Consider the following 13,613-nt stretch of genomic DNA (forward strand, 5'->3'; position numbering starts at 1 on the left):
GGTGGTACAACAGGTGGGGATTGCATTTTGGATTGACATACGGGTCAATGGCCCGTGGCCAATACAGCAGTCGATTCATACGCTTTACAAGTGCATACGTCCTCGTTAGGCGAGGCGTCTATGTGAACATAAGCCACTGCCCGGAAACGTCGAAAGACGCCAATGGGTAGAACAGGTATGGCCGGCTTAAGGCTTTACTCAACGTGGCTGAGTGGACAACTCTACGTCGCATAGTGCTAAAGCTCAACTAGGGGGATTTATAAGTTGCAAGATTTTGGTGTGCAATGGTGATTCCCCCTGGGCTCATGCTGAGGGGGAATTTTTGATCCCGGAGGAGGTGGTAGTTGTGGATATAGGCCCTAGTCCCAGATGTTTAAGCAAAGGAACGGCGTATGTCGAATCGCATATGGGGGTGTATTGTCCCTTCTACCACCGTCTGAAAGGGGTCGATTGTCGTGAGCAAAAATTTAGCATGGCAAGAACACGATGTCGCGCAGAATGGTCCGGGTGATATCCATGGTGCATTCGGCACTGTGCGCGTTCATGATACGGAATTACGCAAAGGTTGGAAGACGCGGCTATTGACCTTGTTGGCCATTATGGGACCCGGGTTAATTGTCATGGTCGGCGACAACGATGCCGGCGGCGTATCGACATATGCACAAGCCGGGCAAAATTATGGAACCAGTTTGCTGTGGGTATTGTTGTTGCTCGTGCCCGTTCTCATCGTCAATCAAGAAATGGTGGTGCGCCTTGGGCTTGTCACGCGCGTTGGGCATGCGAAACTGATTTTCGAACGCTTCGGCAAGTTTTGGGGTGCTTTTTCGGTCATCGATTTATTCATTCTCAACATCCTGACGATTGTCACAGAGTTCATCGGCGTTCGCGAGGCGATGGCGCACTTCGGTGTTTCGCCACTCATTTCCGTCGTTTTGGCGGGTGTTTTGCTCGTCGCGATGACGGTTACCGGAAGCTTTCGGCGTTGGGAACGGTTTATGTATGTAATGGTGGTAGCCAATTTTTTGGTGATTCCGCTTGCTTTCATGAGTCACCCGGAAGCTGGCTCCGTTTTCAAGGGATTCGTCGTACCGGGCGTTGCAGGTGGCTTTACGTCAAATGCGATGCTACTCATCATCGGTATTGTGGGGACCACGGTAGCGCCCTGGCAGCTCTTCTTCCAGCAGTCGAACGTGATCGATAAGCGATTGACGTCGCGTTGGATGGCCTATGAGCGAGCTGATACGGTCATCGGATCGGTAGTCGTTGTCATAGGTGCTGCTGCCATCATGGCTTGCACGGCGTTTGCGTTTCACGGTACCACACTGGCGGGTCACTTCGTTGATGCCGGCGGTGTGATCCAGGGGCTTTCGCAGCATGTTGGCCGCGCGGCAGGTGATTTGTTCGCGATTATCCTGCTTAATGCATCGCTGATTGGCGCTGCCGCTGTTACATTGTCGACGTCATATGCGTTTGGCGATGTGTTTGGGACGGACCACTCTCTTCACAGGAGCGTGAAAGAAGGGCTTTCGTTCTACTTGATCTATGCCGCAATTATCGCGGTAGCGGCAGGAATCGTCGTGATTCCGCACGCACCGTTGGGGCTAATCACGACCGGCGTGCAGGCCCTCGCGGGCATTTTGTTGCCGAGCGCGACCGTCTTTTTGTTGCTGTTATGTAACGATCGCGATGTTTTGGGGCCGTGGGTCAACCGCCCGTGGCTAAACGCCATCAGCATCCTGATCGTCGGTGTGCTTGTGATGTTGTCACTGATTCTCGCCGTCACGACATTTTTTCCGAATGTCGATGTCCGCTTCCTCAGTGTTGTGGCCGCAGGGGTGCTCCTGGTGGGTTTGTTCGTTGCCGCCATTGTCATGCTGGGCAAGCGGCGAAAGGGGTTTGCACAGGCGACGTTTGTTGACAAAGCGGATCGCCACGCATGGCAGATGCCGCCGGTACATGAACTGCCGAAGGCATCTTGGTCACCCATGAAAAAGCTGGCCATGATGACGTTGCGCGGATACCTTCTGATTGCTGTCGTTATGCTGGTTATTAAAATCGTGGAGTTGGCCTTGCACAGATAAGAAAGCGGGCGTTTGCGGCTGATTTCGAGGTTGTTTCAATTTGCGGCTGATATCATTCTTCTCGCGGAACCCCCCTGAAACCCCCTAGAATACATCCTTTGGCCACTGCGGTAAGCGGTGGTCCTTTTTTTGGATGAGACTAAGATATTCAAGGGCAATTCAATCTTGGATGTGTACTATGAGCTCAAACCCTTCCATTCCCCCTGGGTTTCCATACTTGCCGCTGCCCAAGTTGGCAGCGGCTTTTTTATCGCGATAGCACGGTTAGCTACGGTGCGCTGTTTGTCCACCATTTTCGGCCCCGGTCTGTGTTCGGTCCGGCAACAGCCAATAGATGGCGAGACCTACAACGGTCGCGATGGCAATGCCATTGTTCTTGGCCCCGATACCGATGATGAAAATGACGGCGACGACAATGAGGTTTTTCGTGTTTGTGAGGTCGACTTTTGCCTCAATCATGTGACGGATGCCCATCGCCGCGATCATGCCGTACAGCAAAATGCCGATGCCGCCGACCACAGCCGCTGGAATGGACTGAATGACAGCGTTGAACTTGCCGAACAAGCCAAGCAGAATGGCGATCACGGCCGCACCTTGAATGATGCGGCTTGAAAATTGGCGAGTCATCGCCAAGACGCCTAGATTTTCTGCATAGGTCGTTTCGGCTGGACCACCGATCAGTGCGGAGATGAGGGTTGCCACGCCATTGCCAAGCAGGATGGACGAGAAGCCAGGGTCTTGTGTGACGTCGCGATCGATAATTTCATTCAATACAAACATGTGGCCCAAATCCTCAACCATCGTTACGAGTGCGATGGGGGCCATGGCGAGAACGACTTGCCAGCTGAACGCTGGTGCGTGAAACGACGGGAACTGTATCCATGGTGAGGCACTGGCGTTACCAAAATGCACGAGGCCGCGGGCGATGGCGTAAACGTAGCCGACTACAATGCCGACAAGGATTGGAATGATACGCAGTTGCTTCGGGCCAGCGACGGCACTTATGATGGCGGCCGCAAGGCTGACGATGGCCACGTCCCAGTGGGTCGATGCATCGGTCGATACGGCTGTGCCTGCCAGGGACAAGCCGATGATGGCGACCACAGGGCCGACGACGACCGAGGGAATAAGGCGCTTGACGCGGTTGAAGCCAATTGCCGCAATGAGTGCGGAAAACACGAGATACACGATGGAGACGCTGATAAGTCCGGTGACTGCTTGATTCGGTGTGTGGTGTTTCGTCACGTAGAGCGTCAGTGGTGCGATGAATGCAAACGATGAGCCTAAGTACGCCGGAACTTTACCGCGTGTGATCAGATGGAACAGCAGTGTGCCCACACCGCTGGCGATGAGCGTGGCGCCTGGATTCAACCCGGTCAGGATTGGCACCAGTACGGTAGCGCCAAACATAGCAAAGACGTGCTGTACAGAAAGTGGAAAGCGTCTAACAGCAGTGTGCAACGGTATACCTCCCAAATGTGGTTCGGCGTTTTTCAACGCAATCAAACCAAATTCGACAACTTATACATGCGTTTGTACATGCATGGAAAGTATAACCACAATCGTATGAAAGCACAAAGGGGGATTTTTTACTGTTGAGAAAGCGCATGATCATTCTACTGGGAGTAACGGTGATAGGATTGGCAGGCTGTGGGCCAATGGGGCAGGAAAGCCAAAATTTTATTGGTGAGAGTGCAAATCAAACGCTCAACAGCTCGATGGGCAACAGCTCGATGGATAACAGCTCAATGGGCAACAGTTCGATGGGTAACAGTTCAATGGGCAACAGTTCGATGGGCAACAGTTCGATGGGTAACAGCTCGATGGGTAACAGCTCAATGGGCAACAGTTCAATGGGCAACAGTTCAATGGGCAACAGTTCAATGGGCAACAGCTCTGTGAATAACCGCATTTTCGGCAACAATACTTCCTCATGACATGAGACATACATATAAAAGAAAAGGGCTGGCCGCTGCTTCACGCGCCAGCCCTGTTCATTATTGCGGGTTGGTCATGATGATACTTGCGGTTTTTACAACCACGCGGGGTGGCAGTTGCAGAATCGACGTAACGAGCTCCGCGATGTCCTCCGGCTGCATCTGATGGCTTTCATCGCCGATTTTGAGTCCCGCAGCCCGAGCCAGTTCCGTATTGACGGTGCTAGGTGTAAGTGCCATGACGCGGATATTGTGTTTACGCACTTCGTACATGAGAGACTCTGTAAAGCCCATCACCCCGAATTTCGACGCCGAGTAGGCAGAGGTGGTAGCCGAACCGCGCTCACCAGCCGTCGAGCTGATGTTCAGGATATTGCCACCGTTGCGCTCAATCATGTGTGGCAGGACGGCTCGCGTTGCATAATAGGTGCCAAGCAGATTGACGCGAATCATACGTTCCCATTCTTCGACAGGCATATCGATCACGGTGCCAAACGTGGCAGTCCCTGCATTGTTGATGAGAATGTCGACTGCGCCAAGTTGTTCCGTGAGTGTGGCGATGGCCTTTTCAATTTGTTCACGTTCGCCGACGTCCGCCTGGGCGGTAAATACTTGAACGTTGGAAAGAGACTGCAACGTCTTGGCGAGATCGTCGAGATCCGATTGTGTACGTGCAATCAGGCCCAAGTTGACTCCGGCTTTCGCCAGGTGTTCCGCGATGCTGCGGCCAATGCCTTTGCCCGCACCGGTAATGATGGCATGCATGCCTTGTAGTGATTGTGCCATGTGCTGTCCCTCCATATCTGTATCTAACAGGACAATTATAAATCGCGACGGTTGCGCCTTGCAAAATCCCCCAAGTACAACGTCAGTATTGGAGCGTCACTTGTACCGCTTGATAGCCAGGAAGGCGGCTTTGTGAATACGTGTATGACATCGACTGAAAGCCACTTAACTGCAACCCTGCCATCGTTTTCGCCAGCGCCTCCGCCGATCCCGCAAACTCCACAGTAAACTGCGTGTCGCCGTGGGCAATGTGACGGGCTATCGCAGCGCCGATGGTCTGACTGTTCACCTTCTCCTGAAATTCCGCCATGACGGTTGGGTTGTTTGCAATGGTGCGCAGAACCGGATCCGAGGAGCCTCGACTTAGCGATTTGACGACTTGAGCAAAATCTGTCGTTGCTTGGGGCAAGCCGGATTCATCCCACGAGTGGGTCGCGGCCATCTGTGCGTTTGTCAGGTTGTAGTACAGGTAGCTGGGGCGATTACCACCACCAATTGGATCGTCCCACGTGACATCGAGTTGATACCAATGCCCTCCAATTTTGACCTCGTTCCACAGGTGCGATCCGCCGCCCGCCGTGCCATCGACGAAGCGCACGGGGATGCCAGCGAACGACATCATCCTGTAGGTGAGCGCAGCTATACCTTGACACACGGCCGAACCTTGAAAGGCATCGTACGGTGTGTATCGCTTAAGCGACGTGTCGTATCTGACATGTTCCACAATCCAGTTATGAATGACCCACTCTTTGTCGAAGTCGCTCATCCCAGGGCGCAGCAGCGTGCGTTCCGTGCTGCGGATCGATTGATCCAACGCTCTGGTCTGTGCTGCTGATTGTAGCCACGCGATGGTGACGCGCGTGGTGGTTCCATCCGATTCATAGTTCATGTTGGAATACAGCTGCGCGAAATACGGTTGCTGTTGCAAGCTCGTCTTGACGAGTGCTTCCGTTTGCTGCATCGGCAAGTTTACGGAAAATGAGGTCTTTTGTGTCGCAATAGCCTCTGCCACGACTTGCGCTGGCGCCGTGGCACCGAAGACTGTGGTTGGGAATAAGGTGGCAATAGGCTGGACGAAAACGCCCGCCGTCAGCGCGATCGCGACGGCGTGATGTGGCACGCGCATGAAGAGAGCTCCTTCCAAGTCAAGAACATTGTTAGATCCCAGTCTAACCTATTTTCTTGAACGGTTGTCTTGGTGGGTTTCACCAAGTTCCTGTCGCCGCCGCGACAGGTTGTCTGCATCTGGAATATATGAACATCGACAGTGAGGTGATGGAACATGGGGATTTCGAAAGTGCTGCAAGCACTGGTACAGCTGGCGCAAACCAAACGATTGACAACCCTGGTCATCGGCCTGCTCGGCGCCGCGAAATTGATCACAGACGCGCTTGGCTTACACGTCATCACAAATCCAGAGATCAATGCGATTGCCAATGCCGTTGCATCTATCGTTACGGTCATCTCCGTATTTATGTCGCATGCGAAAACGAGCGCTCTGCCGTCGGGCCAAGCGAGCAGTACGGTGCAACCGGGTGGCGAAACGGCTACGTCTGGCACCACTGTCGAGGTGGGCAGTGAGCCTGTGAGCGATGGAGAGGCTCCGAATGGTGCGAGTGTGCCCGTTTCCGATTCACCACAGATGGCTTCTGATGGGTATGCACGGCCCAGCAACTAGAGGTCTAAGGTCGTGATCGCGTGGTGAGGTGTCCTCTCAAGTTTGCTACAATGAGGGGACATGGCCAGGCTTACCTGGCGCGCAATGGAGGAATCGACATGCCTGAACGTGTGACAACGGCTTTGGAAGTGCGCTGGGGGGAATGCGATCCCGCTGGTATTGTGTATCATCCATCGTTTATCGATTGGTTTTCCATCGCGCGCATGCACTTTCTTTCAGCAAACGGAATTCGCTATATGACAGATTTCCACGATGCGGGCATCACGGTCGTGGTGACGGACGTCTCTTGTCATTACGCGCGTGCTCTGCGAGCCGAGGATCAAATCGAAGTTTCAGCTCGGCTGTTGGAACTGTCGCGGGCGCGCTTATGTTTTGCTTACGAAGTTTTGACAGCGGATGGAGAGTTGAGCGCCGCGGGGCAAACTAAGCATGCATTCGTGGCAAACGGATCGATGCGACCAGTCAATCTAGCGCGCGTGGCGCCACAGCTGTGGAACCGCCTGGCCCAGTTACCCACATCCGCTGTGGCAGATGCCTGAATTACGGCCGTGCAAGCTGTAGCCTATACGATTTTGGTGCCAGGCGTGTAGGTTACAACAGACGGTCGTCGCGAACGCGGGAAGACGAGGTTGTGGAGCGCCTGTTGACATTCGGACTCTCTGTTGCTAACATATGTGCTTGTCCGCGATTTGCGGCTGTAGCTCAGAGGGAGAGCACCACCTTGACACGGTGGGGGTCACAGGTTCGATTCCTGTCAGCCGCACCAAACGAAGCCGTCGACGTACATACGTTGACGGCTTTTTTGCATCCGTAATACGGATTGGCAATGAATACTGGCGCGGTGCGTCGCAGACACCGTCAATTCGCGATCGGGATTCGCGATGGAGGGACTGGTGAACGTGCACAGGTTGACCGTGACTGCTACGCATGCGTTCCCAGGCTTGGCCAGCTCGCTGCAGCAACTCGAAGGAGCAAAAGTGCTGCTTGGCGATATGGCCATGGAATCTCTGACTTGCATATTTCCGCCACAGCTTGCACCACAGGTGGCAGAAACAATTGCACATCATCTATTAACCGACTGGTTGCGCACGGAAATTGCGCGCGAATGGATCCGGCGCGCAGGTGACTTTGACAGTGAGCTGGCGCTTTGTGCGGACCAGGCTGTCGTCAAATTTGCCGCGGGGAGGATGTCACTCGCCAATGCCAGCTTTGCGGCATGGCTTTCGCGCGTTCAGGTGGAGTTGCTACCGTTCTGTACAGGCGATGCAATTGTCTCCCTCGACGGCTTTGCTCGTTTTCGTCTGCGCGAAGTAGTCCTTGCGCTTCGTGCCGAAACCGAACGCGTGTGGCAAAGTGGCGGTCGTGAAAGGGATTTTGAGCGATTGGTGGAAGGACTACGCGAAGTGCTAAGTGAACAGGTGATACAAGACGAAGAATTGCATGTGTTCACGACTCCCGACTTTGTCTGGATTGCGGACGCGGATGGGTTTGGCCTTTGCGAGGGAGAAATCGGGGAAGCGATGGATGCGGTTGTATCCGATGTGGACGGCATTGACAGTGAGGACCTCGCGATCGCAACCTTAATTGCACATTCCCCGCGCCGCGTCGTCCTGCACGACTTGGACCCGGGTGCGCTTTGGCCGAGTTTTGCGGAAACCCTAAGCCGCCTTTTTCAACAGCGCTTGCAGAGATGCGATGGTTGTGACGTTTGCCGACAGTTGGCACACATGGAGCAGCGTTTCCGTATACAATGGACTCAGAATCACCGACGACAGCAGCGATGACGGGGGGATGGCGGTGCTATTCGGGTGCGCGGCGGCTGTGGCGGGCGTTGGAGCGTTGTTCTACGCGACGAGTGTTCTCCCGACACAGTGGCTTAAGGTGGAGCGTGTGCATTGGAACCTGGGAATCGAAAAGAAGATTGTCCAAATCAGCGACATCCACATCGAGCGCAACCGAATTTCACCCTCCCGCCTGAAGTCTGTTCTTAGGGCCGAACAGCCTGATCTCGTTTGCTTGACAGGTGATTTTGTCGATAGAGATGAGTCGCTATTGTTGCTCGTACCGTTTTTGCGCGCACTGCGGGAAGTTGGGGTTCCTATCTATGCGGTGCTCGGCAATCACGACTACAGGTTGCAAAGCGTGCAGCGCCTGATTGAATTGATGGAATCGTTTGACGTGACCGTTCTCATCAATCAAACTGTTGTTCTAGACGGAATGAACTTGGTGGGCCTCGACGATTATTGTACGCGGCATAGTGACGAGCGGGCGTTCGACCAGATTGACGACGCTCTTCCAGTCATTGTGATGACTCATGACCCCACGTATACGGTCGTCGCCACACGCAGATTTGATTGCTTGTTTGCTGGCCACTTGCACGGGAAGCAGTTTAACGTACCGTTCCTGTTTCAACTCAATCCGATGGGCCCCCTCGCTGCTTCAGGCGTCTACAAGGGTCGCCATCGCTGTTCACAGGGGCCGTTTTACATATCGAAAGGCATTGGACAATCTGGCATCAACTTGCGATTTTTGGTGCGCAGTGAAATCACGGTCCACGAACTGTGATTGCCGTTGTGCATTGGAGGAGGACAAGCATTGGCAAACCGTTCAGAAGTGAATCTTTTAACGCGGTTGGATAGGATACCGCTTACGCCCCGTGTCGTTGGCATCATCTTTTTACTTTCGCTTGTCTGGTTAGCGGAGGCGTTTGATATCGGGATCGTCGGGCCGGTGTTGACCACTTTGGAGAAGTCTTGGCACTTGGCGTCCTGGCAGGTCGGACTCTTGGCGATTGCCTCGACCGTTGGCATCGTGCTTGGGATGTTGCCGTCGGGCATGATTGCGGACAAGTTTGGCCGACGCAAGGTGATTCTGTTCGGTATCCTGTGGTTCTCGGTATTAACGTTGCTCGGCGCGCTCGTCTCGAATGTGGAGTCGCTGTTTGCGATTCGCCTTCTCGCAGGTGTCGGCGAGGGGGCGGTGCTGCCGATGCCATATTTGATTTTGTCAGAGTTTACCGGACATCGACGGCGGGCGGTCAGCGTCGGGTATGCGAATGGCATCCTCACCGCTGCTTATATTGTGCCGAGTGTCGTTTCACTTTGGGCTTTGCACAACTACCCGGCCGACTATGCGTGGCGCGTCCCGTTTTTACTCGGCGGCATTCCCTTGGTCATGTTAATTCCGATTTACTTGTGGCTTCCAGAGTCGCCGCGTTACCTGTTGGAACGTGGGCAAGCTGGCCGTGTGCAAAAGCTTGTGGAATCGCTGGAACACGAGGCGAGTTTACCACACGATGAGAAACTTCACGACGACGTGATCGCCGAAATGCTGGATGCGACCCCGCATGATATGTTGAATACGCTGAAGGCTCTGGTGCGTAGACCGCTTTTTGGGCGTACGGCCATGGTGATCATGCATCTGACTGCGGCTCTCATCCTGTTTTATATCTTGCAGGTGTTTGGTCCTACACTGTTGGCAACGCGCGGAGTTGCCATTTCAAATTCGATTTTGTACACGGGGATCATGATGTTGCTCGCCGGCTTTGGCTCGGTATGCCAGGGGTACCTATCTGACAGGTTTGGCCGCAAGGCAATCTTGGCGGTATATGTTGGCCTTGCGACAATAGGTTGTCTTTTGTTCGCATTTGCAGGTAGTGCGCCAATTGCGTTCGCCGCCGGGTTTCTGACGGCTTTCTTCGGCCTTGGCATCTTTCCGGTATCGAAGCTCTGTGTGGCAGAACAGTATCCGACAGACGTGCGTGGCCGCGGCGTCTACATTGTTGAAATGGCTGCGCGCGGACTAAGTGGCATTGTAACCACCTATTTCATCCCATTCGTACTCAAAGCAGGGGGCGATCTCGTTATTTTTCTCGGCATTGCCGTGGTGCTTGTGGTACTCAGTATTCCGTTTCTGGTTTTTGGGCGCGAAACCGCACGCGTTCAGTTGGAATATGCGAGTGCCATCGTGCCAGGCAAGTCGCCGGAACGCAAATTCTCGCATAAGTGATGACGGATGTAAGCTATCGTTGTTTGGATAGTTCAGCGTACTTACGATTGGGCACTTTTCGCAATCAGTCTATGGCGCATCGCTATAGAGCTCGCGAAAAGTGCCTTTTGCGTGTTCAGCCCCTCATGTCGTCGGCTGTCGATACGTCAGGTGAAAGGCAATACATTGGAGAAAAAGCGATTTCGGAAGTTCTGATTGAATTCTGGCCCTCGTTTTGTTAGCATGAAATAAGTTTGTTGCACAAACTATTTGTCAAGAAAGGTGATGGCCCGTGGCGACGTACTTCCCGGAAGTCAGCCGTATTGCCTATGAAGGCAGAAAGTCAGACAATCTGCTCGCATTCAAGTACTACAATCCTCAAGAAATTGTGCTTGGTAAGCCGATGGCCGAGCATCTTCGCTTTGCGGTGAGTTACTGGCACACATTCACCTTGCCAGGGAGCGATCCGTTTGGCCTTGCCAACATGATTCGCCCTTGGGACGGCTACACTGGCATGGATTTGGCGAAAAAGCGCGTCGAAGCGGCATTTGAGTTTTTTGAAAAGCTCGGAGTCGAATACTTTTGCTTCCATGATCGCGATATTGCGCCGGAAGGCGACACTTTGCGCGAAAGCAACCGCAATTTGGACGAGATCGTCAGCATGATCAAGGAGTATATGAAGTCGACCGGCGTCAAGTTGCTGTGGAACACCCAGAACATGTTTTCTAACCCTCGGTTTGCGCATGGCGCTGCGACTTCACCGGATGCAGATGTATTCGCTTACGCTGCTGCCCAAGTGAAAAAGAGTCTGGAAATCGCTCGCGAGCTTGGTGCTGAGAACTATGTCTTCTGGGGCGGTCGCGAAGGTTATGAGACGCTGTTGAATACCGACATGCAGCTCGAACTCGACAATCAAGCGCGTCTATTGCAGATGGCGGCTGACTATGCAGACGAAATCGGTTTTCGCGGTCAGTTCTTGATTGAGCCAAAGCCGAAAGAGCCGACGAAGCATCAATACGACTTCGACGCTCAATCCACCATCGCGTTCTTGCTCAAGTATGGACTCGCAGATCGGTTTAAGTTGAATATTGAGGCCAACCATGCGACATTGGCAGGGCACACGTTCCAGCATGAACTGCGGGTGAGCCGTTTGCACGGCATGCTGGGGTCCGTTGATGCCAATCAAGGCGATCCTTTGCTCGGGTGGGATACCGACGAGTTTCCAACCAACTTGTATGATACGACCCTTGCGATGTACGAGATTCTCAAAAATGGAGGCCTGCAACCGGGTGGCTTGAACTTTGACGCCAAGGTGCGCAGGGCTTCCATGACGCCTATCGATCTGTTCTATGCACACATTGCGGGCATGGATAGCTTTGCTCGAGGCCTGAAGGTAGCAGCCAAGTTGCTCGAAGATGGCGTGTTCGAAAACGAGATCGCCAACCGCTACGAGAGCTACACGAAGGGCATTGGCAAGGACATCGTGGAAGGTAAAGCGACGCTTAAGTCGCTGGAAGACTACGTGATCGACCAGCGCGTTGTGGCAGAGCGTTCTGGACGCCAGGAAGTATTGCTTGCGAAACTGAATCAGTACCTACTTGAAGTGGAATGATAGCGATGGCAACGCAATCCTTGCTCATTGGGATCGACGTAGGTACGTCGGGTGTCAAGGTCGTTCTGGCCGATCTCGACGGCAGAACGGTTGCACAGTCGACTCGCACGTACGACGTGTCGCAACCGCAACCCCTATTTGCCGAACAGGATCCAGAGATTTGGTGGGAACAGACGTGTCGGGCGCTACAAGACGTGTTTGTGAAATCGGGTGCAAACCCGGGTAATGTGCGTGGTATTGGACTGACGGGTCAAATGCACAGCCTCGTGCTGCTCGATGAGCATGGGGCGGTCATTCGACCAGCCATCCTTTGGAGCGATCAGCGCACACAGGAACAGTGCGATTGGATTCATAGCGAAATTGGCCTCGAGAAGACCATCGATTTGGTGGCGAATCCGGCGTTGACGAATTTTACGGCAACGAAGTTGCTTTGGGTACGTCAGCATGAGCCCGAGCATTATCGTCGCATTCGCCGCGTGCTTTTGCCTAAGGATTATATCCGGTATCGTCTGACGGGTGAATTTGCATCGGATGTGTCCGACGCTTCTGGAACCCTGCTGTTGGATGTCGCCGGCCGCAAGTGGTCGGAGGAGATGTGCGAACGCCTATCTATCCCGCTTTCATGGTTGCCTACTGTGCATGAATCGGTCGAGGTGACTGGCCGTGTGCACGAGAAGGCCGCGCAAGCAACGGGTTTGGTAGCGGGAACACCTGTTGTTGCTGGGGCCGGCGATCAAGCTGCTGGTGCGATTGGCAATGGCATTGTGCGTCCGGGCGTCGTATCGAGTACCATTGGCACCTCTGGAGTTGTGTTCGCCTATGCCGAAGGGATCGTGCGCGATCCGAAAGGACGTTTGCATACGTTTTGTCACGCGGTGCCGGGGGCATGGCACGTCATGGGCGTCACGCAGGCAGCCGGTGGTTCGTTGCAGTGGTATCGGAACGAGTTTGCACAATTGGAGCGGAGTACGGCGGAGTTGATTGGTCGCGATGTGTATGAGTTGCTGAGCGACGAGGCTGCTTCGGTGCCGCCAGGGAGCGAAGGGCTTGTATTCCTGCCGTATTTGATGGGCGAGCGCACACCACATCTCAACCCTCTCGCGCGTGGCGTGTTCTTTGGCATCACAGGTCGCCATCGGCGAGCGCATTTTGTGCGTTCCATCATGGAAGGTGTGGCGTTTAGTTTGCGGGATTGCCTTGAGTTGATCACAGGTCTTGGGCTTCCCGTCGAACAGATTCGCGTTTCGGGCGGCGGTGCTCGCAGTGAGGTATGGAGATCCATCCAGGCTGGCGTCTTCGGACAAGACGTGTGCACCGTTGAGGCCAACGAGGGTCCGGCCTTTGGTGCTGCACTGTTGGCGGGCGTGGGTAGTGGCTGTTTCGAGGACATCGTCTCTGCGTGCGATGCTCGCATTCGCGTGCATGCAAGCGATGCGCCGAACCCATCACATGTCCCGATCTATGCAAAGACCTATGATGTGTACCGAGCACTGTACACGTCCTTGCAACCACATTTCGTGCAGAAGTGACAC

The 13,613-nt window shown here is 54.0% G+C and carries 12 protein-coding genes, 1 tRNA gene and 1 riboswitch; of the genes, 9 read left to right on the top strand and 4 right to left on the bottom strand.

Annotated elements, in window-relative coordinates; genetic code table 11:
• Positions 1-94: 94 nt before the first annotated feature.
• A riboswitch (M-box (ykoK) riboswitch) is annotated at positions 95-261 on the top strand.
• 194 nt (positions 262-455) lie between these two features.
• Entirely contained in the window at positions 456-2,081 is a 1,626-nt protein-coding gene (locus QMF38_RS07880) for an Nramp family divalent metal transporter (protein ID WP_281759114.1), read from the top strand.
• A gap of 264 nt (positions 2,082-2,345) precedes the next feature.
• On the opposite strand, the gene QMF38_RS07885 is transcribed toward QMF38_RS07880, so the two are convergent.
• The 4 genes from QMF38_RS07885 to QMF38_RS07900 all read right to left on the bottom strand — a co-directional run bounded on the left by QMF38_RS07885 (position 2,346) and on the right by QMF38_RS07900 (position 5,930).
• Positions 2,346-3,542: a uracil-xanthine permease family protein gene (locus tag QMF38_RS07885; RefSeq protein WP_281759115.1), complete on the bottom strand. Its 1,197-nt coding sequence runs from the start codon at positions 3,540-3,542 to the stop codon at positions 2,346-2,348.
• A gap of 238 nt (positions 3,543-3,780) precedes the next feature.
• Positions 3,781-4,002 carry a hypothetical protein gene (locus tag QMF38_RS07890; protein ID WP_281759116.1) on the bottom strand — a complete coding sequence of 74 codons (222 nt, stop codon included), beginning with the start codon at positions 4,000-4,002 and terminating at the stop codon, positions 3,781-3,783.
• Positions 4,003-4,078: 76 nt separating this feature from the next.
• On the bottom strand, positions 4,079-4,804 hold the full coding sequence (locus QMF38_RS07895; RefSeq protein WP_058093711.1) for a 3-ketoacyl-ACP reductase: 726 nt from the start codon (positions 4,802-4,804) through the stop codon (positions 4,079-4,081).
• Positions 4,805-4,886: 82 nt separating this feature from the next.
• Entirely contained in the window at positions 4,887-5,930 is a 1,044-nt protein-coding gene (locus QMF38_RS07900; RefSeq protein WP_281759117.1) for a transglutaminase domain-containing protein, read from the bottom strand.
• A gap of 156 nt (positions 5,931-6,086) precedes the next feature.
• On the opposite strand from QMF38_RS07900, the gene QMF38_RS07905 reads away from it, so the two are divergent.
• The 8 genes from QMF38_RS07905 to xylB all read left to right on the top strand — a co-directional run bounded on the left by QMF38_RS07905 (position 6,087) and on the right by xylB (position 13,610).
• A complete protein-coding gene (locus QMF38_RS07905; RefSeq protein WP_281759118.1) occupies positions 6,087-6,482 on the top strand; it encodes a hypothetical protein in 396 nt (131 codons plus the stop codon).
• A gap of 98 nt (positions 6,483-6,580) precedes the next feature.
• On the top strand, positions 6,581-7,021 hold the full coding sequence (locus tag QMF38_RS07910; protein WP_281759119.1) for an acyl-CoA thioesterase: 441 nt from the start codon (positions 6,581-6,583) through the stop codon (positions 7,019-7,021).
• A gap of 152 nt (positions 7,022-7,173) precedes the next feature.
• Positions 7,174-7,248: transfer RNA gene (locus tag QMF38_RS07915), tRNA-Val, on the top strand.
• Between the two features lie 127 nt (positions 7,249-7,375).
• Positions 7,376-8,266 (top strand): sporulation protein YtxC, encoded by an 891-nt coding sequence (gene ytxC, locus QMF38_RS07920; protein ID WP_281759120.1) that lies wholly within the window; start codon positions 7,376-7,378, stop codon positions 8,264-8,266.
• Positions 8,267-8,273: 7 nt separating this feature from the next.
• Positions 8,274-9,047: a metallophosphoesterase gene (locus QMF38_RS07925; RefSeq protein WP_281759121.1), complete on the top strand. Its 774-nt coding sequence runs from the start codon at positions 8,274-8,276 to the stop codon at positions 9,045-9,047.
• 30 nt (positions 9,048-9,077) lie between these two features.
• Positions 9,078-10,490 (top strand): MFS transporter, encoded by a 1,413-nt coding sequence (locus tag QMF38_RS07930; RefSeq protein WP_281759122.1) that lies wholly within the window; start codon positions 9,078-9,080, stop codon positions 10,488-10,490.
• 271 nt (positions 10,491-10,761) lie between these two features.
• Positions 10,762-12,081 carry a xylose isomerase gene (gene xylA, locus QMF38_RS07935; protein WP_281759123.1) on the top strand — a complete coding sequence of 440 codons (1,320 nt, stop codon included), beginning with the start codon at positions 10,762-10,764 and terminating at the stop codon, positions 12,079-12,081.
• On the top strand, positions 12,078-13,610 hold the full coding sequence (xylB, locus tag QMF38_RS07940) for a xylulokinase (RefSeq protein ID WP_006447987.1): 1,533 nt from the start codon (positions 12,078-12,080) through the stop codon (positions 13,608-13,610). The genes xylA and xylB overlap by 4 nt, the downstream gene beginning before the upstream one ends.
• Positions 13,611-13,613: the final 3 nt, after the last annotated feature.

It is taken from the genome of Alicyclobacillus hesperidum subsp. aegles, from assembly GCF_027923525.1.
GTDB classification, from domain to species: Bacteria; Bacillota; Bacilli; order Alicyclobacillales; family Alicyclobacillaceae; genus Alicyclobacillus; species Alicyclobacillus aegles.

Excerpts from the sequence above, each read along its gene's own strand:
- QMF38_RS07905 (WP_281759118.1), top strand. The coding sequence starts at position 6,087 with ATGGGGATTTCGAAAGTGCTGCAAGCACTGGTACAGCTGGCGCAAACC.
- QMF38_RS07895 (WP_058093711.1), bottom strand. The coding sequence starts at position 4,804 with ATGGCACAATCACTACAAGGCATGCATGCCATCATTACCGGTGCGGGC.
- xylB (WP_006447987.1), top strand. The coding sequence starts at position 12,078 with ATGATAGCGATGGCAACGCAATCCTTGCTCATTGGGATCGACGTAGGT.
- QMF38_RS07910 (WP_281759119.1), top strand. The coding sequence starts at position 6,581 with ATGCCTGAACGTGTGACAACGGCTTTGGAAGTGCGCTGGGGGGAATGC.
- QMF38_RS07900 (WP_281759117.1), bottom strand. The coding sequence starts at position 5,930 with ATGCGCGTGCCACATCACGCCGTCGCGATCGCGCTGACGGCGGGCGTT.
- QMF38_RS07925 (WP_281759121.1), top strand. The coding sequence starts at position 8,274 with ATGGCGGTGCTATTCGGGTGCGCGGCGGCTGTGGCGGGCGTTGGAGCG.